This is a genomic window from Qipengyuania sp. L-5Y, assembly GCF_056859455.1.
In genome coordinates, this window is sequence record NZ_JBSXOM010000032.1 from 191,832 (window position 1) to 211,299 (window position 19,468).

Consider the following 19,468-nt stretch of genomic DNA (forward strand, 5'->3'; position numbering starts at 1 on the left):
ATTGCAACTTGCAATAATAAGCTATGTTATTATATCGCCGCGCATGGAAAACAACATCGGCTATCTTCTGTCCGACAGCGGCCGCCTGCTTCGCAAAACGTTCGACGAACGCGTGCGCGATCTCGGGCTTACCGCCGTGCAGGCGCGCCTTATGCTCAGCCTCGTCAAATTCCCGGACAATAATCAGGCTTTCTATGCGGAACGGATCGAAGTCGAACCGATCACCCTGACCCGCATCGTCGACCGGATGGAAGAAGCCGGGTGGGTGGAACGCGTCGCCGATCCGAACGACAGGCGCGCTCGCCTGCTGCACCTTACCGACAAAAGCCGTGAAATCGTAGAACCCCTGCGCGCCATCGTGAACGCTCTGGTCGAAGATATGGCTGAAGGGCTCACTTCGCGGGAGCAGGATCTGCTCGCGGAACTGCTTGGCAAAATATCGGCCAATCTGTCGGCCGAACGTGAATACAGGAATGTCGTAAATGTCTGAGGCCGATCCCCAGATCCCGGTCGAACCCGTGGACGAAACCGAAACCGTGGTCGAAACCGAAGCTCCCGCACCCAAGCGGAACAAGCGCCGCCTGCTGTTGATGCTCAGCGTGCCGCTGCTGCTGCTCATCGCCGGCGGCGTCTACTGGCTCTCTCTGCAGGGCAAGGTGACGACCGACAACGCCTACATCCAGCAGGACAAGGTCGCCGTCAGCGCACAGGTCGGCGGCGAAATCGTCGAGATATTCGTTGGCGAAGGCGATACCGTGAATGCAGGCGATCTGCTGTTCCGCATCGATCCCGAACCGTACAAGCTGCAGATCGCACAGGCCAATGCCGCCATCGCCGGGGCGCAGGCCAATGTCACTGCCCTGTCGAATTCGTCCGACCTGTCAGGTGCCGACATTTCCGCAGCGCGCGAAGACATCGCCTTCGCACAGTCCGATTTCGAACGGAATGATGCTCTCTACAAACGTGGCTTCGTGACCAAGGCGGATCACGATGCGGCGCAGCACCGTGTCAATCAGGCCAGGGAAGCTCTGCGTCAGGCTCTCGCCCGTCAGGAAGCCGCCCGCGCCAAGCTCGCTACGGGGAGCGCGGTTCCGGGTGAAAACCCGCAGGTTGCCGCCGCCCAGGCCGAAAAGGCCGTCGCCGAACTATCTCTCAGCCGGACCGAAGTGCGCGCGCCGTCTGCCGGGCGCATCGCTCAGGCCGATCGCCTGCAACTCGGCCAGCAGGTCGTTCAGGGGCTGCCCGTCCTCACGCTTGTCGGGGATGGCACCAGCTATATCGAAGCCAACTTCAAGGAAACCGACCTGGCAGACATGCAGGTCGGCCAGCCGGCAGAAGTGCATTTCGATGCCTATCCCGGCCTCAAGCTCAGAGGCCATGTGGAATCGATCGGTGCCGGTACGGGTAACGAATTCTCGGTGATCCCTGCGCAGAATGCCACCGGCAACTGGGTGAAGGTGACGCAGCGCGTGCCCGTGCGCATCGCCATCGACGAAAAGAGCGCTCGCCCGCTCATCGCCGGACTCTCTACCGAAGTCACCGTCTTCACCGACGGCAAGAAGCACTGATCCATGGCTAGCCGCGCCGCCCCTGCGGGATCCGCCGCCGCGACGGCGCCGGACCCGGCGCACGATGTCGCGCAGCTTCCGGTAGCCAATCCGGGGATACTGATCGTCGGCATCATGGCGGCATCGCTGCTGCAGGTGCTCGACACGACCATTGCCAACGTCGCGATTCCGCACATGCGCACCGCGCTGGGTGCGACGACGGAAACGATCACCTGGGTCCTCACCAGCTACATCATCGCCAGCGCCGTGGCTTTGCCGATCACCGGCTGGCTGGCCGATCGAGTGGGCGGGCGGCGTCTGTTCATTCTCTCCGTCGCGGGCTTCATCATGTCATCCATGCTCTGCGGCATGGCGCAGAATCTGGAAGAGATGGTTCTGTTCCGCGCCTTGCAGGGTGTGACCGGCGCCTTCATCGCCCCGCTCAGCCAGGCCTTCATGCTCGACACCAACAAGCCGAGCAAACACGCGCAGATGATGGCGCTATGGGGCATGGGCATCATGATCGGCCCGATCCTCGGCCCGGTGCTGGGTGGCTGGCTGACGGAACAGGCCAACTGGCGCTGGGTGTTCTACGTCAACCTGCCTGTCGGCATCCTCAGCCTCGCCATCCTGATATCCCAGCTCCCGACCCGCGAAACGGTGAAGCGCAAGTTCGATCTCACCGGCTTCATCCTGCTCGGTGTGGCTCTGGCAAGCTTCCAGATGCTGCTGGATCGCGGGCAGACGCTCGACTGGTACGACAGCTACGAAATCTGGCTCTGGACCTTCCTGTTCATCTCCGCCGCCTGGATGGCGGTCATCCATCTGGGCACCGCAAAAGACGGCCTGTTCGACCGTGCGCTGTTTCTCGACCGCAACTTCGCGATCGCCATGGGCTTCATGCTGGCCATCGGCGTGGTCATGTTCGCCACCATGGCGCTGCTCCCGCCGATGCTGCAGCAATTGATGGGCTACGACGTGATCGACACGGGGCTTGTCCTGATGCCGCGCGGGATCGGGGTACTCATCTCGATGCAGTTCGCCGGCATGGCCATGCGCCGCGGCATCGATTCCCGGCCTGTCGTGGCGACCGGCTTCCTTATCTGCGCGCTGTCTCTTTACGAAATGGCGCAATGGTCCCTGGGCGTCGACCAGTTCCATATCGTCGCCTCCGGCCTGGTTCAGGGCCTCGGCATGGGGCTGGTCTTCATTCCGCTCAACGTCAGCGCGTTTGGTACCCTCCCCCCGCGTCTGAGGACGGACGGGTCGAGCCTTCTGAACCTGTTCCGCTCGCTCGGCGCCTCGGCCGGCATCTCGCTGACCACGGTCATGCTGGCGCGCAATATCCAGATCGCTCATTCCGACATCGCCTCGAACGTCACCGGCGCCTCCGTGTCGAGCATGATCGATGTCAGCACGGTCGACCGGTATCAGAACCTCGGCCAAGTCGCGCTCAGCATGCTCGATCTCGAAGCAAACCGGCAGGCGGCAATGGTCGCCTATATCGACGATTTCTGGATGATGATGTGGATTACGCTGGCTGCGGTCCCGCTGGCCTTCATCATGCGCAAGCCGAAACCGGCCAAGGGACCCATGCCCCCGCCGGGGGAATGATCAGCGGAAGAAACAGGTCACGCCGGCCGCCAAGCCGGTGATGGTCCCATCGGGGTCGGCAAAGCCTGTGATCGTGCCGTAATCGGCGCTGGTGTACTGGAATTCGCCGTCGAGCGTCGTGTCGAGCTCCTGCACCTGACGTTCCAGCCTGAGGCTCTCCAGGCTCGTGACACCGGGTGCGACGCCATCCGACGTCACCACCCCTTGCCCCTTGCCCAGGAACCAGCCCGCCAGCTTGTCGTCCTGATAGCCGACCTGGAGCGGCCCGAACTGACTGAATTCCATCGGTCCGGCGCCGCATTCGTCGTTTCGGGTGGTGTTCGGCGCACTGCCGAACGCCGATTCAAGCGTATGATCGACATCCGTTCGCAGTGTTCCGAAGCGCATCGGGTCGCCTTTCGCACCCACTCCGTTGGCATCGACCACGATCTTCGCATCGGTCAGCGACGCCTCAAGAGGCGCGGAATCCGCGGCTTTCTCCCCGTCCGCGCCCTCTTGCTGACCGCAGGCTGCAAGCGCCAGCGGCAGGACGAGCAGTGCGCCCTTCCGGATCATCCCTTCTTCAGACATTCGCGCCCCAGCAGCTCCGCGATCTGCACCGCATTGAGCGCCGCGCCCTTGCGCAGATTGTCCGATACGCACCACAGGGTGATGCCGTTGTCGACGGTCGGATCGTCCCGCACACGGCTGACGTAAGTTGCGCTATCGCCAGCACTTTCCACCGGGGTAACGTATCCCTCGTCCTCTCGTTTGTCGATCAGCATGATGCCCGGCGCCTCGCGCAGGATTTCCTGCGCCTGCTCGGCGGAGAGCTCGTTTTCGAACTCGATATTCACCGCTTCGGAATGGCCGACGAAGACCGGCACGCGCACGCATGTCGCGTTCAACTTGATCTTCGGATCGAGGATTTTCTTGGTCTCGACCATCATCTTCCATTCTTCCTTGGTCGAACCATCGTCCATGAAGACATCGATATGCGGAATGACGTTGAAGGCGATCTGCTTCGTGAATTTCACCGGCTCGATCTGATCGCCGACGAAGATGGCGCGGCTCTGCTGGAACAGTTCGTCCATCCCCGCCTTCCCCGCGCCGGACACCGACTGGTACGTCGAAACGATCACCCGCTTGATCGTCGCCGCATCGTGCAAGGGCTTCAGCGCCACAACCAGCTGCGCGGTCGAGCAGTTCGGATTGGCGATGATATTGCGCTTCTTATAGTCGTGGATCGCTTCGGGATTGACCTCGGGCACGATCAGCGGAACGTCCGGATCCATCCGGTACAGCGAGCTGTTGTCGATCACGATGCAGCCGGCGGCGGCGGCCTTGGGCGCATAGTCTTTCGCCGGGCCGCTACCAGCTGCGAAGAGGGCGATGTCCCAGCCAGACCAGTCGAAATGCTCGATGTTCTGGCATTTGAGCATCTTGCCGGTATCGCCGAATTCGACCTCCGACCCGTGCGAACGGCTCGAGGCGACGGCAGCGATCTCGTCGATCGGAAACTCGCGCTCGGCGAGCACCATCATCATTTCACGCCCGACATTTCCGGTCGCGCCGACTACGGCAACACGATAACCCAATTCAACGTCTCCACTATGAATGCGCCGTCGAGATAGCGATTACCTGCACACCCGCAAGCGCACATTCGATTGCGGGGCCTAAAGATCAGACGAGGTCGGTGCGATCCGAGCGCATGTGGTCAGGTCATTCCGGCGGCGTCACGCCATTCTGCTCGAGAAACCGGAAAACCGTATTGTACCGATGGGGCGAGATTTTCTCACCCGAAACGCGGTGCGTGTAACCGGGATAGAGCATCATCTCGAAGGGCACATTCGCTTCCTGCATGGCAGAAATCACTTCGGTCGCATTTTCGAAAACGACATTGTCGTCCGCCATTCCGTGAATGATCAGCAGGGGATCGGTGACCTTGGTCGCGTCCGGGATGGCACTGGAAAGCTCATAGGCTTGCGCATCCGCCTGCGGCGTTCCCATGAACCGCTCGGTGTAATGGGTGTCGTACAGTTCCCAGCGGGTCACGGGCGCGCCGCTGATGCCTGCAGCGTAGAGACCCGGATCGGCCTGCAACTGCTTTAGGGTCATATATCCGCCGTAGGACCAGCCATCGATGGCGATCTTGTCCGGGTCCACGAAATCCAGCGTCTTGAGGTACTCCGCCCCCGCCTTCTGGTCCCGCACCTCGACGCCGCCCATCGCACGATAGATCGGCTGTTCGAAAGCGACGCCGCGATTGGCGCTGCCGCGATTGTCGAGCGCGAACCAGATATAGCCCTTGTCGACGATCGCCTGCCGCAGCGCGCCATCCCAACCCTTGTTCACGACCTGCGGCCCCGGCCCGCCATAATGGTAGAAATAGACCGGATACCGTTTGCCCGGCTCCAGTTCCGGTGTGACCATTTCCCAGTAAAGTGGAGTACCATCATCGGCCTCGATGGTGCCGTATTCCACCGGCCTATGGCTGGCGAGATATGGCGCATAGGGATGATCGGAATCGAGCGCATTTTCCTCGACCCAGGCAAGGCGGTTGCCCTGCTCATCGGCAATATAGGTCTGCGGTGGGGAATTGTCGCTGGAACGGGTGGTCAGCAACGTCTGCCCCTTCGCATCCATCTTAGCCGAATGCATGAAGCCGGGCTCCGTCAGACGCTGGGCCGTCGCTGGGCCTTCCGCATCGAGATCGAGAGAATAGACATGCTGTTCAAGCGGGTCGTCTTCGCTGGTCGCAAGGTAAAACAAGCGCCCATCCTCTTCGTTCACGCCCACCAGTTTGGTGACAACGAAATTACCCTTGGTCAGTCGCTGATAGCCGCGCCAACCTTCATTACCGAGGTATCGATACAAATGTCCGAAGCCATCGCGTTCGGACCACCAGATCAGATCCCCGTTATCGAGAATGCGGTAATTGTCGGACAGGTTGATCCAGTATCCTTCGCCTGAATGGGCCTGCGATGCTTCTTCCTGCAGCACGATCTCGCTCGCTCCAGTGGAAGGGTCCACCTTCAGCACATCCATCCATGTCTGCTGTCTATTCTGGCGCTGCACGTACAGCGCCCGGCCATCGGGCGCCCAGTCTACCCGTGCCAGATAGAAATCGTCGGGATCTTTGGCATTGTAATAGTCGGGTGACTGGTTGCTGCGCAAATCGACCTCGACCCGGTCGCTCCCATCGGGGTTCATGACAAAGAGCTCGACCTTGGCATTCTGGCTGCCTGCGATCGGGTAACGCTGATCGAACACCTTTGTCCCGGTGGCCCCGATGGCGGCGCGCGTAACAATGCCGACCATGCTTTCGTCGAACCGTTCAACGGCGACCCGTCGGTCATCCGGGCTCCACCAATATCCGGTGTGGCGACTCATTTCTTCCTGAGCGACGAACTCCGCCTCACCCCAGCGGATCGCCTCGCCCTCTTTCGTGGTGATCGGCTGCGCATCGGCGCCTACCTCGCCAACCCAGAGCTGGCGATCCCGCACGAAGGAAACGTAACGCCCCTTGCTACTGAGTGCCGGATTGAGTTCACTTTCCTCGGTATCCGTCAGCCGCACCACATCACCGCCCAGGCGCGCAAGATAGAGGTCACCGTCGAGCGGGACCAGCACGCCCGTACCATCTTCCGTCCATTGATAATCGATAATGCCCTTCAGATTGCCGACGCGTGCGCGCTCGCGCTGCATCTTCTCGTCTTCGGACAGCTCCCGTCCGCTGCCCAGCGCCTTGCTGTCGACCAGCATGGCCCACTGTCCCGCTTCGCGATCGAAAGCCCAAAGATCGTAGCGCTCGCGGTCATCTTCGCGGTTGCGCAGTACGGTCAGGTAGCGCCCATCCGGCGAAAGCTTGACCGCCCGCGGCGTCGGACCATCTAGGGCTGGCGAGGCGAAGACACGTTCGAAAGTCAGCTCCATGGGCGCGGTCTCCGTCGATTGGGCAGCAAGGGGCGCAGACAGACATGTGCTCAAAGACAGTGCGGCTGCGAGGGTCAGATGACGCAATTTCTTTTCCTCCATCAATGCGATGCTTGATGGACAAGCGCGCGCGCAAGCGCAAGCGGCCCGCAAACCCATACCCTATTGTTCCGGACCTCCGGTAAGTCGGCAGGCTGAACACACGAAAAAGGGCGGCTTCCCGATCGGGAGGCCGCCCTTCGATCTCTCGCGTGAAGAAACTCGTGTCTGCTTACGCCTTCGGGGCGTTGTCGCGACGCTCGGCGATACGAGCGCGCTTACCGGTACGGCCACGCAGATAGTACAGCTTGGCGCGACGCACGATACCGCGACGAACGACGGTGATGCTGTCGACGATCGGCGAATAGAGCGGGAACACACGTTCCACGCCTTCACCGAAGCTCATCTTGCGGACAGTGAAATTGCTGTTGATCGAGCGGTTCGAACGGGCGATCACGACGCCTTCGAACATCTGGACGCGTTCGCGCGTGCCTTCGATAACCTTCACGCCAACGCGAACGGTGTCACCGGCACGGAATGCCGGAATGTCTTTTCCCAGGTTCTCGACGGCTTCGGCCTCGAGCTGCTGAATGAGGTTCATCGAACCATATCCTTAGTCTTTTCGCCGCGCGCCAGAGGCAGATCAGTCCCGAGCGTCACTATAACGCTCCCAAAGGTCCGGCCTGCGTAACCGTGTATCGTCTTCGCTCCTTGCCTTGCGCCAAGCAGCGATTTTCGCATGATCCCCCGATCGCAGCACTTCAGGGATCGTGCGCCCTTCCCATTCCTGAGGTCGGGTATATTGCGGGTATTCGATGAGGCCGTTTTCGTAGCTCTCTTCGACTCCGCTATCGGGCGCGCCCATTACGCCGGGGAGCAAGCGAATGCAAGCGTCGAGTATGGCGAGCGCGGCCGGTTCTCCGCCCGAGAGGATGATATCGGCCAGGCTGACCTCTTCGACCTGCGGGAAAGCGTCGAAAATCCGCTCGTCGAAGCCTTCGAACCTGCCGCACAGTACAGCGACGCCGGGACCCTGCGCGATCTCGCGGATGCGCGCTTGGCTGACCGGCTTACCGCGCGGCGTCATGGCGAGGACCGGCCTGCCTTCGCCCACGCTGGCAAGAGCAGCCCCGATAACATCGGGCTTCAATACCATCCCTGCCCCGCCCCCGGCCGGCGTATCATCGACCGTCCTGTGCCTGTCTTTCGCAAAGTCGCGGATCTGCACCGTTTCGCAGGACCAGTCTCCGCGTTCCAGAGCCCGACCGGCCAGGCTGATACCCAGGGGGCCAGGAAACATCTCGGGATAGAGGGTGAGAATGGTGGCCGCAAATGTCATGCTGCGCCCGATAGCCCGCCGGGCACAGCTTTGCCATCCCGGCGTTTACTTGCCGATGACCGACCAAATCGATGACTGCATTATCGTGGGGGCCGGGCCTGCCGGACTCACCGCCGCGATCTATCTGGCACGCTTCCACCTTGCCATCCGCATGTTCGATTGCGGCACCAGTCGTGCGAGCTGGATACCGACCAGCCACAACCATGCGGGTTTTCCAGACGGTATCCATGGTGAAGACCTGCTCGACCGAATGCGCGAACAGGCGGCAAAGCATGGGGCTTTGCGTGAACCCAAACGCGTTACCGATCTGGCGAAAGACACCGACTGCTTCATCGTTTCCTGCGATGATGAAGAGTACAGAGCCCGCACGGTGCTGCTGGCCACAGGCGTGGTAAACAACCAGCCGCAGGGGATCGACGATCAACTTCATCGGGAAGCACTGGCAAGGGGGCTTCTGCGCTATTGCCCGGTCTGCGATGGCTACGAGGTTACCGACAAGCGCGTCGGTGTGATCGGCACTAGCGATCATGGCACGGCAGAGGCACAGTTTCTTCGCGGTTACACTACCGATCTTACGCTGATCTCGCCGCATGGCGATCACGACCTCTCGGATGCCTGTTCCAGCGCGCTGGAGGATGCCGGCATCGTGCGGGTGGCAGGGCCTTGCGGTGCCTTTGAAATCAGGGGTGACAAGCTGGCAGTCGAAACCGCCCAAGGATGGCTGGAATTCGATTCCGTCTATCCGGCACTCGGCTCGGTCGTTCGCTCGGGTCTAGCCCGATCCTGCGGCGCAGATGTCAGCGAAGGGGACTGCATTCTCGTCGGCGATCACATGGAAACCAGCGTGCCCGGCCTGTTCTCAGCCGGCGATGTCGTGCTCGGTCTCGACCAGATCAGCCACGCCATGGGTCAGGCCGGCGTTGCGGCGACCACGATCCGCAATCATTTGGCCGATCAGAAGCCGATCAGGCGTTAATCCACGAAATCGGCGTTGAGCGTAAGACGGGCATCGTCCCACCCGGGGACGACCTGCTTGGTCAGCGGCACCATGAACTTTGCGCCATCGGCCTTCTCGATCTCGATGATGTCCGTTGCGCCGTAATTCTCGACCGCACACACGCGGCCGACGGGCTCACCTGCTTCCGTGACCACCGCGAGATCGATCAAATCCGAAAAATAGAATTCGTCTTCCTCAAGGTCCGGCAAGACCTCCCGGGAAACAGACAGGGCAGTGCCACGCAGCTGCTCGGCCGAAGTCCGATCCATGACCTCGGCAAAGCGCGCAATGGCACCGCCCTTGTTGTCGCTGCGAATTTTTACGAGGGTCAGCGCGCCCTCGTTGAAGCGCTTGTGCGGTTTGAGCGCGTCCACGCCCTCGCCGAACAGCTTCAGACGGACTTCGCCCGCCACACCATGCGCGCCGGTTACGGCTGCGAGCGTGACGGGCTTGTCTAACATGGGTGCGATTACTCGCCCTTGTTTTCAGCGGCTTCGTCAGCCGGTGCTTCTTCCGCTGCAGCTTCCTCGGCGGGAGCTTCTTCAGCGGCAGCTTCTTCAGCCGGAGCTTCGGCAGCGGTCTTGGCTTCTTCCTCGGCAGCCTTCTTGGCTTCTTCGGCTTCAGCGATCTTGGCGGCCTTTTCTTCGGCGCGTTCCTTGGCGGCTTCGCCCGGTTCACCCTTCTTGGGGTTGTTGCGCGCTGCACGCTCCAGGATACCGGCGGCATCGAGGAAGCGATGGACGCGGTCCGAAGGCTGCGCACCGACCGACAGCCAGTGGCGGGCACGGTCTTCGTTGAGCTTCACGCGCTCGCCCGAATCCTTCGGCAGCATCGGGTTGTAGGTGCCGATCTGCTCGAGATACTTGCCGTCACGTGCCGAACGCGAGTCCGAAACCACGATACGATAGTAGGGGCGCTTCTTGGCACCACCACGCGAAAGACGGATTGCAACTGCCATTTGATATTACCTTTCGAATATAAACGTCTGAAATTATTTCTTTTTGAGAAGGTCCTGCAGGTCCGGCGGAAGCGTGCTGGGATCCACACCGGGACCCTTTGCACCACCCATGCCGGGCATGCCGCCCGGACCGCCGAGCCCGGGCATCGCTGCCCCCAAGCCCCCGCCGCCGAACAGCGCGCCGAGGCCCTTGAGACCGCCCATCTTCTTGATCTGCTTCATTGCGCGCGACATCTCCTGGTGCATCTTCAGCACCTTGTTGACGTCCTGCACCTGCGTTCCGGAACCTGCCGCCACACGCTTCTTGCGTTTGGCATTCAGCAATTCGGGGCGCTTTCTTTCCTTCGGCGTCATCGATCCGATGATCGCATCCATGTGCAGCAATACCCGGTCGTCCATATTGGACGCTGCCATTGCCGCCTTGGCCTTCTTCATGCCCGGCAACATGCCGGCCAGCATGCCGAGGCCGCCCATGTTCTGCATCTGACGAAGCTGCATGCGCAGGTCTTCCAGGTCGAACTTGCCCTGCGCCATCTTCTTGGCGAGCGCTTCGGCCTCGTCCTGCTTGATGGTTTCGGCAGCCCGCTCGACCAGCGATACGACATCGCCCATACCGAGGATGCGGCTCGCCACGCGCTTGGGATCGAACGCCTCGATCGCGTCGAGTTTCTCGCCCGTACCTGCAAATTTGATCGGCTTGCCGGTTACGTACCGCATCGACAGCGCCGCACCGCCGCGCGCATCGCCATCCATCCGGGTCAGCACCACGCCGGTCAGCGGCACTTCGCCGGTGAAGCTCTGAGCCACGTTGACGGCGTCCTGGCCGGTAAGGCTGTCGACGACCAGCAGGACTTCGGTCGGCGTGGAGACGCTGGCAATGGCCTTCATCTCGGCCATCAGCGCTTCGTCGACATGCAGACGGCCCGCAGTATCGAGCAGCAGCACGTCGGCCGACTGCAGCTTGGCACTTTCCATTGCGCGGCGAGCGATGTCGACCGGCTGCTGACCTTCGATGATCGGCAGCGTGGCCACGTCCACCTGCTCGCCAAGCACCTTGAGCTGTTCCTGCGCGGCAGGACGGTTCACGTCGAGCGACGCCATCAGCGCCTTCTTGCCGTGCTTGGCCTTGATCAGCTTGCCGAGCTTGGCCGTCGTCGTCGTCTTACCCGAGCCCTGCAGGCCCACCATCATGATGACGACCGGGGGCTTGGCAGCGAAATTCAGTTCGCGGTCCTTGGAATCGGCATCTTCACCCCCGCCAAGCATGGCAGTGAGTTCGTCGTCGACGATCTTGACGACCTGCTGCCCGGGCGTAACCGACTTCAGGACTTCCGAACCGATCGCCTTTTCGGTCACCGCATCGATGAAGCGCCGAACTACCGGCAATGCGACATCGGCTTCGAGCAGGGCGATGCGAATCTCGCGCATCGCTTCGCGCACGTCGTTTTCCGACAGTGCTCCGCGCCCTTTCAGGCGATCGAAGACATTACCTAGGCGGTCGGACAGATTGTCGAACATGCCTGTTACTCCTCATCGAACCGTTGCCGGACCGAATAAACGCGAAAAACGCCGGCGGACGAGAACTCGTCGGCCAGCGTGGGGAATTCCCCGATGAAACCCAAACTATTGCCCGGGTGTGGTGGAAGCAAGCCGGCGCCGTTGCCACGGCAAGCTACCATCAAACTCGAACACGGATCTGCCGACTGGCGGAAAATCCGGAAATGGTGGAGCCTAGCGGGATCGAACCGCTGACCTCTACAATGCCATTGTAGCGCTCTCCCAGCTGAGCTAAGGCCCCGAGCCATTTCATACGGCGCACCCTGGGAGGCGCGCCAGCCTTGCGGAGGCAGCCCTTTATGAGGCCGCCCCGCGCAACGCAAGAGAAAAATCAGCTCTCGTCGACGTCGTCGTCGTCACCCTTCGACTTCGTCTCGACGCCGAGATCGTCGTCGCCGCCGAGATCGACTTCGTTATCGGGAGAATCGTCGTCCTCGTCGATATCGATATCCAGATCGTCGTCGTCATCGCCGCCCAGATCGCTATCTGCTTCGGCGTCCTTCTTCTTCTTGGCTTCTTCTTCGGCCAGAATCGGCTGCTTGGACTTGAGCACCGGTTCCGGCGTCCATTCTTCACCGCATTCGATGCAGGTGACGGGATCTTCCTTGTTCAGATCGTAGAAGCGGGTGCCACAGTTCGGGCAGGTCCGCTTGGTGCCCCATTCAGGTTTGACCATGTGTAATCCTTGGCTTTGCCGCCCCCGGCATTGCGCCGCAGGGCCATGAATTCGTAATTGTATTGATGGGTACCTGCCGGGCAGGAATCAACAGCGCGCGCGCCTTGCCAGAACGCATGTGCGCTGTCAAAGCGCCGCCTTCATATGGATACCCATTCGTGACCGCTCACCGCTTTCTGCCTTCAGCCCCCTTGACCGGACGCATCCGTGTGCCCGGCGACAAGTCGATCAGTCACCGCTCCTTGATGTTCGGAGCGCTGGCCATCGGGCGCAGCCGCATTTCCGGACTGCTCGAAGGCGAAGACGTTCTTGCCACCGCCGCGGCCCTGCGCGCAATGGGCGCAACGATCAACCGTGATGGTGACGACTGGGTCGTCGACGGAGTTGGCGTCGGGGGACTGCTGCAGCCCGAACAGGCGCTGGACATGGGCAATTCCGGCACATCGACCAGACTTCTGATGGGCTTGGTGGCAAGCCACGGCATCACTGCGGCTTTCACCGGCGACGCTAGTCTTTCGAAACGGCCTATGGGCAGGGTTATCGACCCGCTGTCGACCATGGGGGCCAGTTTTACGGCTTCGCCCGGCGGCACACTCCCCCTGATGATGGAAGGGATGGAACCGGCCGTGCCCATCACCTACGAACTGCCGGTCGCCAGCGCTCAGGTAAAGAGCGCGGTTCTCCTAGCCGGCCTCAACACGCCGGGTACCACGACAGTGATCGAACCGGTCCCGACGCGCGATCACACCGAACGCATGTTGCGCGGGTTCGGTGCAGAACTGACCGTCGAGGAGGTGGACGGCAATCGAGTGGTCCGCATCCACGGGCCCGCCGATCTTCACTCTTGCGACATCACCGTCCCCGGGGACCCGTCTTCGGCAGCCTTCTTCGCCGTTGCCGCCAGCGTGGTACCAGGCAGCGATCTGGTGGTCGAGAATGTCGGTCTCAACCCGACACGAAGCGGCATATTCACGGTCCTCGAACAGATGGGCGCAAATATAGAGAAGCTGGACGAACGCGACGTCGGCGGCGAACCGGTCGCCGATCTTCGCGTGCGCCACGCCGCCCTCAAGGGGATCGACGTCGATCCCGCAATCGCGCCCAGCATGATCGATGAATTCCCGATCCTGTTCGTCGCAGCCGCCATAGCCAGCGGCACGACCGTCACCAGTGGGCTCGACGAATTGCGTGTCAAGGAAAGCGACCGCCTTTCGGCCATGGCCGCCGCGCTCTCGGCATCCGGCGTGAACGTGGAAGAACGCGACGATGGCCTCATGATAGAAGGCAGCGGCGGCTTGCCTCTTCGCGGGACCGCCAATGCGAAGGTTGAAACGCATCTCGATCACCGCATCGCCATGAGCATGGCAATAGCCGGCCTCGTCAGCATTGACGGTGTCGAAATCGACGATGTGGAACCAATCGCCACCAGCTTCCCTAATTTCACCGCGCTGCTGGACGCTGCGTCCTCATGATCGATATCGACATCTATACCGCGGTGGGCTTTGTGGGCATGGCCTGCATTATCGGCGCCTATGGCTATCTCACGTGGAAGGAAGACCCAAATCCCTATATTCTTCACGGTACCAATCTTGCGGGCGCGGCCCTTTTGACCGTTTCACTGCTAATCCATACGAACTGGCCCAGCCTTGTTCTCGAAGGATTCTGGGCCGCGATTGCGATTTGGGGTCTTGCCAAGGCGCTCCGCTCCCGCAGGACGCAGGCATGATTATCGCCGTCGACGGGCCGACCGCTTCCGGCAAGGGCACGATTGCCAAGGCACTCGCCGCGCATTTCGGCCTGCCCCATCTCGATACTGGCCTTCTATACCGTGCGGTCGGCAGACAGGTTTTCCTCGACGGGGGCGATCCCGACAACGGCGGGGACGCCCTGGCGGGCTGCGCTTTTCCCGATACGCTTCTGAACGACCCGCAGCTGCGCGACGAAGAGACCGGTGGCCTGGCAAGCCGCGTCTCGGTCCATCCGCCGGTGCGCCAGGCCTTGTTCGACCGCCAGCGCAAGTTCGCCGAACAGGCTGGCGGCGCTGTCCTCGACGGGCGCGATATCGGCACGGTCATCGCACCGGAAGCGGAAGCGAAATTATTCGTGACCGCCAGCGTGGAAGCCCGCGCGCAGCGCCGCTTCCTCGAAATGCGGGAACGGGGCGCCGGCGTTACGTTGCTGGAAATTCAGGACGATCTCCGCCGGCGTGACGAACGCGATCGCAGCCGGGCAGTCGCTCCGCTGGTTCCGGCCGAAGATGCGATGGTGATCGACACCAGCGCCCTCGACAGGGACGAAGCAATTTCGGCAGCGATAGAGGCGGTGAAACAGGCGACGGGCGCAAACTAGGGCTTTCCTACATACCCATTACGGTGGCACGCCTGCCTCGTACCTCCGCCTTCTGTCGAGGCTCCCCAGCCCAGCCCAATGCCACTTCGCCACCCGCACGATATTATTGAGCCTTGGACGGTGTAACAGGCGGTCCATGTCTCGCTCGCGGCGTTGCAATTCGCTTGCTTTTACGACCGGTTTCGCCTAGGCGCGCGCCCGTTCATGCAATCTGTCGATTGAAGGACCCGTGCGAAGGCATTCGGCCCCGCGCGGTATTCGGCCTCTTGCCCCGTTGGCCTGCGTAATGGTGCGCAGAGACGGGTAAAGACCCCGGGAAAACCGGTGGCCGGTAGCAAAACGAACGTTAGGACTACTCACATATGGCAACTGCAGCCAATCCCACTCGCGATGATTTCGCGAAAATGCTCGACGAGCAGCTCGGCGGCGCCGGCGACGAAGGCTTTGAAGGCCGCGTCGTTAAGGGCACCGTCACCGCCATCGAAAACGGTATGGCACACATCGATGTCGGCCTGAAAAGCGAAGGCCGCGTCGATCTCAAGGAATTCCAGCGCTCCGAAACCGAAACCGCACCCGGCGTCGGTGACGAAGTCGAAGTGTTCGTCGATCGCGTTGAAAACGCCGAAGGCGAAGCAATGCTCAGCCGCGACCGCGCCCGCCGCGAAGCCGCCTGGGACAAGCTCGAAAGCGAATTCGGCGAAGGCAAGCGCGTCGAAGGCCGCATCTTCGGTCGCGTCAAGGGTGGCTTCACCGTCGACCTCGACGGCGCCGTGGCCTTCCTGCCCGGCTCGCAGGTCGACATCCGCCCCGTGCGCGACGTCAGCCCGCTCATGGACATGGCGCAGCCCTTCCAGATCCTCAAGATGGACCGCCGCCGCGGTAACATCGTCGTTTCGCGCCGTGCGGTTCTCGAAGAAACCCGCGCCGAACAGCGCAGCGAGCTGATCGACAAGCTGGCCGAAGGCGAAGTGATCGACGGCGTCGTGAAGAACATCACCGATTACGGTGCCTTCGTCGACCTCGGCGGTATCGACGGCCTGCTGCACGTCACCGACATGAGCTACAAGCGGGTCAACCACCCGAGCGAAATGATCGAAATCGGCCAGACCGTGACCGTCCAGATCATCCGCATCAACGAAGATACGCAGCGCATCAGCCTCGGCATGAAGCAGCTCGAAAGCGATCCGTGGGATGGCGTTGCCGCCAAGTACCCGATCGGCATGAAGATGACGGGCACCGTCACCAACATCACCGAATACGGCGCATTCGTCGAAATCGAACCGGGCATCGAAGGCCTGGTCCACGTTTCGGAAATGAGCTGGACCAAGAAGAACGTCCACCCGGGCAAGATCGTCTCGACCTCGCAGGAAGTCGAAGTCATGGTCCTGGAAGTCGACAGCGAAAAGCGTCGCATCAGCCTCGGTCTCAAGCAGGCCCAGCGCAACCCGTGGGAAGAGTTCGCCGAAAAGCATCCGGTTGGCTCGAAGGTCGAAGGCGAAGTCAAGAACGCCACCGAATTCGGCCTGTTCATCGGCCTCGATGGCGACGTCGACGGCATGGTTCACATGTCGGACATCGCATGGGGCATCTCGGGTGAAGACGCCCTCGCCCTGCACCGCAAGGGCGAGCAGGTCGAAGCCGTCGTTCTCGATGTCGACACCGACAAGGAACGCATCAGCCTCGGCATGAAGCAGCTCGAAAAGGGTGCGCCGACCGAAGCAGGTGCCTCGGGCAGCCTGCGCAAGGGCGAAACCGTCACTGTCACCGTTCTCGAAGTCCGCGATGGCGGCCTCGAAGTTCAGGTTGGCGAAGACGGCGCGACCGGCTTCATCAAGCGTAGCGACCTCGGCCGCGACCGCGACGAACAGCGCCCCGACCGCTTCCAGGTTGGCGGCAAGGTCGACGCAATGGTCACCGGCTTCGATCGCTCGAAGAAGCCCAACTTCTCGATCAAGGCGCGTCAGATCGCCGAAGAGAAGGAAGCTGTTGCACAGTTCGGTTCGTCGGATTCGGGTGCCTCGCTCGGCGACATCCTCGGCGAAGCGCTGAAGAAGAAGGAAGACTAAGCTCTTCTCTCCTTTCTCAAGGTAATCAGAAAGGCCCGCCCGCTCACTCGAGCAGGCGGGCCTTTCCTATGGCGCCAAGGCAAACTACATTGGCCGCCATGCTCGAAGTTCATCAATTCCCGTGCCTGTCCGATAATTACGGATACCTCCTCCACGATCCCGCCAGCGGGGAAACCGCCGCGATCGACACGCCCGATGGCGCGGAATATCTGAAACAGGCGGACGCCAGGGGCTGGAAGATAACCCAGATCTGGAACACCCACTGGCACCCCGATCACGCCGGTGGCAACAAGACGATCGTCGAAGCGACCGGTGCGACCATCACTGCACCTCAAGAGGTTGAGAAGCTCAGCCCGATCGATCGCATCGTGGGTAATGGGGACAGCGTATTCCTGGGCGACTGGACGGCCCGCGTAATCGACGTATCCGGCCATACCAACGGACACATCGCATTTTATCTGGCAGAGGCAGACATGGCCTTCGTAGGCGACAGCGTCTTCGCCCTTGGCTGCGGCCGCATGTTCGAAGGCGAACCCGAACAGTTCTGGAACAGCCTCGACCGTATCCGCCAGCTGCCCGACAACACCATGCTGTATTGCGCGCATGAGTACACGCAGGCCAACGCCAAATTCGCGCTGCATGCCGATCCGGACAACACCGAACTGAAACTCTACGCGAACCGCATTGATGAAAAGCGCGCAAAGGGCGAACCGACAGTGCCCACCATCCTGTCGCGCGAACTGGAAACCAATCCCTTTCTTCGCGCAGACAAGGCCTATATGCGCGACCGCTGGGGCGGAAACAGCCCATCCGAAACTTTCGCTGCGCTACGTGCGGCGAAGGATAATTTCTGACAATGCATTTGCTTCGGCTGGCGGCGGCGTCCGCCCTGATTTGCGGATCTATCGGGATCGGGAGCGAGCCCCTTTCAGCTGCGCCGCAATCGGCATCCACCGTCGTCACGTCACCCGAACCTTTGTCGGAAGCCGACGGTCGTTTGCGCGTGTTTCTCGGCGGTAGCATCGACATGGGCGAAGCGCGCGATTGGCAGAGCGAGATCATCGCGGCACTTCAGCTGGCCCCGGTCGTATTGCTGAATCCGCGCAGAGCAGACTGGGACCCAGCCTGGCTTCCTAGCGCCGACAATCCGGAATTTCGCAGGCAGGTCGAATGGGAGCTCCACGCACTCGATAATGCCGACATCATCATGATGTACCTCGCGCCAGGGACCAAAAGTCCCGTGAGCTTGATGGAACTTGGCCTTAACGCGCAAAGCGGCAAGGTCATCCTGTATTGCCCCGATGGCTTCTGGCGAAAGGGCAATGTCGACATCACCGCGGAACATTACGATATCGAACAGGTCAGCTCGATCGACGAACTCATTGCCGCAGTCAGGGCCCGGGTCGGTCACGGCGATGGTGCAGACTGACGCGATGAAGGCGGTTCTGGTTCGCCATCTTTCACCCGATCTGTCAGGTGTCGAACTCGCCGAAATCGAGAGGCCCCAAGGGGATATCCTGATACGCGTGCGCGCCGCTTCGCTGAATTATCCCGACCTGCTGATGACGCAGGGCAAATACCAATTCAAACCCGATGTGCCGTTCGTGTCCGGGCTCGAAATGGCCGGCGAAGTCGTCGAAGCGCCGGAAGCGAGTGGGCTCAGGCCGGGCGACAAAGTGCGCGGCGGAGCCAAGACGGGCGCGTTTGCCGAATATGCCGCCCTCCCCGCGGCCTCGCTCCGGACCATTCCTGCCGGTCTGGATTTCGCGAGCGCGGCCGCAATGGGAGCCGCTTACCAAACCGCATATGTGGCCCTTGTCGAAATCGGCAGGCTACAGGCCGGACAGACCGTTCTCGTCCACGGGGCCAGCGGCGGCGTGGGTCTTGCGGCATGCGACCTCGCTCGCGCGATGGGAGCGCAAGTCATCGCCGCCACTCACGGTGCCGACAAGCTCGAGCAACTACACACGATTGCCAAACCCCACGCCGCGATCTGCAACACCGGGCGCTTCAGAGAGGACGTTGCAGAAATCACCGATGGCCGCCTGTGCGATCTGGTCTTTGACCCCATCGGCGGGGATGTTTTCGACGAAAGTACGCGCTGCGTGACCTTTGGTGGAAAGCTTCTCGTGATCGGCTTCGTTTCCGGCCGCATTCCGGAAATTGCCGTCAACATTCCATTGATCAAGGGCTTCTCGGTCGTCGGTGTACGCGCAGGCGAATATGCGCGCCGCTTTCCCGATCGCGGCGCACGAATTGCCGACGCCATCGATCGTCTGGCGAAGGAAGGGCGTATAGTGCCCCATATCCACCGTAGACTACCGCTCACATCCTGGCGGCAAGCATTCGAAACGATGCAACGCGGCGAAATCATCGGCAAGCTCGTCCTCGAACCCTGAATCGAAAAGGGC

Annotated in this window: 20 protein-coding genes and 1 tRNA gene; 11 read left to right on the forward strand and 10 right to left on the reverse strand. The window is 61.4% G+C overall.

Annotated elements, in window-relative coordinates; translation table 11 throughout:
* Positions 1 to 43 precede the first annotated feature (43 nt).
* Genes AC13F2_RS14555 through AC13F2_RS14565 form a run of 3 tightly spaced genes read left to right on the forward strand, consistent with a single transcriptional unit; the run spans position 44 to position 3,161 of the window.
* Positions 44 to 490, forward strand: a complete 447-nt coding sequence (locus tag AC13F2_RS14555; protein ID WP_103023636.1) for a MarR family winged helix-turn-helix transcriptional regulator — start codon at positions 44 to 46, stop codon at positions 488 to 490.
* On the forward strand, positions 483 to 1,568 hold the full coding sequence (locus tag AC13F2_RS14560) for an HlyD family secretion protein (RefSeq protein WP_103023635.1): 1,086 nt from the start codon (positions 483 to 485) through the stop codon (positions 1,566 to 1,568). Before AC13F2_RS14555 ends, AC13F2_RS14560 begins: the two co-directional genes overlap by 8 nt.
* Positions 1,569 to 1,571: 3 nt before the next feature.
* Positions 1,572 to 3,161: a DHA2 family efflux MFS transporter permease subunit gene (locus AC13F2_RS14565; RefSeq protein ID WP_222828642.1), complete on the forward strand. Its 1,590-nt coding sequence runs from the start codon at positions 1,572 to 1,574 to the stop codon at positions 3,159 to 3,161.
* Here the strand turns inward: AC13F2_RS14565 and AC13F2_RS14570 are convergent, their stop codons facing one another.
* From AC13F2_RS14570 to trmD, 5 genes are all read right to left on the reverse strand, one after another.
* Positions 3,162 to 3,731 carry a hypothetical protein gene (locus tag AC13F2_RS14570; protein ID WP_482965635.1) on the reverse strand — a complete coding sequence of 190 codons (570 nt, stop codon included), beginning with the start codon at positions 3,729 to 3,731 and terminating at the stop codon, positions 3,162 to 3,164.
* Complete coding sequence (locus AC13F2_RS14575; RefSeq protein WP_103023632.1) at positions 3,713 to 4,738, reverse strand: aspartate-semialdehyde dehydrogenase; 1,026 nt, start codon at positions 4,736 to 4,738, stop codon at positions 3,713 to 3,715. The genes AC13F2_RS14570 and AC13F2_RS14575 overlap by 19 nt, the downstream gene beginning before the upstream one ends.
* Before the next feature lie 124 nt (positions 4,739 to 4,862).
* Entirely contained in the window at positions 4,863 to 7,178 is a 2,316-nt protein-coding gene (locus AC13F2_RS14580) for a S9 family peptidase (RefSeq protein ID WP_482965636.1), read from the reverse strand.
* A gap of 169 nt (positions 7,179 to 7,347) precedes the next feature.
* Entirely contained in the window at positions 7,348 to 7,716 is a 369-nt protein-coding gene (gene rplS, locus AC13F2_RS14585) for a 50S ribosomal protein L19 (protein ID WP_103023630.1), read from the reverse strand.
* Positions 7,717 to 7,758: 42 nt separating this feature from the next.
* Positions 7,759 to 8,454: a tRNA (guanosine(37)-N1)-methyltransferase TrmD gene (trmD, locus tag AC13F2_RS14590; RefSeq protein WP_482965637.1), complete on the reverse strand. Its 696-nt coding sequence runs from the start codon at positions 8,452 to 8,454 to the stop codon at positions 7,759 to 7,761.
* A 55-nt stretch (positions 8,455 to 8,509) separates the two neighbouring features.
* Here trmD and AC13F2_RS14595 point away from each other — a divergent pair, with 55 nt between their 5' ends.
* Positions 8,510 to 9,430, forward strand: coding sequence for an NAD(P)/FAD-dependent oxidoreductase (locus tag AC13F2_RS14595; protein WP_482965638.1), 921 nt, complete (start codon positions 8,510 to 8,512; stop codon positions 9,428 to 9,430).
* Here the strand turns inward: AC13F2_RS14595 and rimM are convergent.
* The 5 genes from rimM to AC13F2_RS14620 all read right to left on the reverse strand — a co-directional run bounded on the left by rimM (position 9,427) and on the right by AC13F2_RS14620 (position 12,642).
* Positions 9,427 to 9,912 carry a ribosome maturation factor RimM gene (gene rimM, locus AC13F2_RS14600; protein WP_482965639.1) on the reverse strand — a complete coding sequence of 162 codons (486 nt, stop codon included), beginning with the start codon at positions 9,910 to 9,912 and terminating at the stop codon, positions 9,427 to 9,429. The genes AC13F2_RS14595 and rimM overlap by 4 nt on opposite strands.
* Positions 9,913 to 9,920: 8 nt before the next feature.
* Entirely contained in the window at positions 9,921 to 10,409 is a 489-nt protein-coding gene (rpsP, locus tag AC13F2_RS14605) for a 30S ribosomal protein S16 (RefSeq protein WP_103023627.1), read from the reverse strand.
* A gap of 33 nt (positions 10,410 to 10,442) precedes the next feature.
* Entirely contained in the window at positions 10,443 to 11,927 is a 1,485-nt protein-coding gene (gene ffh / locus AC13F2_RS14610; protein ID WP_475210967.1) for a signal recognition particle protein, read from the reverse strand.
* 204 nt (positions 11,928 to 12,131) lie between these two features.
* Positions 12,132 to 12,207: transfer RNA gene (locus tag AC13F2_RS14615), tRNA-Ala, on the reverse strand.
* Positions 12,208 to 12,297: 90 nt separating this feature from the next.
* Entirely contained in the window at positions 12,298 to 12,642 is a 345-nt protein-coding gene (locus tag AC13F2_RS14620; protein WP_103023625.1) for a TIGR02300 family protein, read from the reverse strand.
* A gap of 116 nt (positions 12,643 to 12,758) precedes the next feature.
* Here AC13F2_RS14620 and aroA point away from each other — a divergent pair, with 116 nt between their 5' ends.
* From aroA to AC13F2_RS14655, 7 genes are all read left to right on the forward strand, one after another.
* Positions 12,759 to 14,114: a 3-phosphoshikimate 1-carboxyvinyltransferase gene (gene aroA / locus AC13F2_RS14625; protein WP_482965640.1), complete on the forward strand. Its 1,356-nt coding sequence runs from the start codon at positions 12,759 to 12,761 to the stop codon at positions 14,112 to 14,114.
* The gene (locus AC13F2_RS14630; RefSeq protein ID WP_103023624.1) at positions 14,111 to 14,368 is read left to right on the forward strand and encodes a CBU_0592 family membrane protein; all 258 of its coding nucleotides are present in this window, start codon (positions 14,111 to 14,113) and stop codon (positions 14,366 to 14,368) included. The genes aroA and AC13F2_RS14630 overlap by 4 nt, the downstream gene beginning before the upstream one ends.
* Positions 14,365 to 14,991 (forward strand): (d)CMP kinase, encoded by a 627-nt coding sequence (locus AC13F2_RS14635; protein ID WP_196845957.1) that lies wholly within the window; start codon positions 14,365 to 14,367, stop codon positions 14,989 to 14,991. The genes AC13F2_RS14630 and AC13F2_RS14635 overlap by 4 nt, the downstream gene beginning before the upstream one ends.
* A 362-nt stretch (positions 14,992 to 15,353) precedes the next feature.
* Entirely contained in the window at positions 15,354 to 17,057 is a 1,704-nt protein-coding gene (gene rpsA, locus AC13F2_RS14640) for a 30S ribosomal protein S1 (protein WP_482965641.1), read from the forward strand.
* Between the two features lie 98 nt (positions 17,058 to 17,155).
* Positions 17,156 to 17,911 carry a hydroxyacylglutathione hydrolase gene (gene gloB / locus AC13F2_RS14645; protein WP_482965740.1) on the forward strand — a complete coding sequence of 252 codons (756 nt, stop codon included), beginning with the start codon at positions 17,156 to 17,158 and terminating at the stop codon, positions 17,909 to 17,911.
* Between the two features lie 2 nt (positions 17,912 to 17,913).
* Positions 17,914 to 18,486, forward strand: a complete 573-nt coding sequence (locus tag AC13F2_RS14650; RefSeq protein ID WP_482965642.1) for a nucleoside 2-deoxyribosyltransferase domain-containing protein — start codon at positions 17,914 to 17,916, stop codon at positions 18,484 to 18,486.
* Positions 18,487 to 18,490: 4 nt separating this feature from the next.
* On the forward strand, positions 18,491 to 19,456 hold the full coding sequence (locus AC13F2_RS14655; RefSeq protein WP_482965741.1) for an NADPH:quinone oxidoreductase family protein: 966 nt from the start codon (positions 18,491 to 18,493) through the stop codon (positions 19,454 to 19,456).
* Positions 19,457 to 19,468 lie beyond the last annotated feature (12 nt).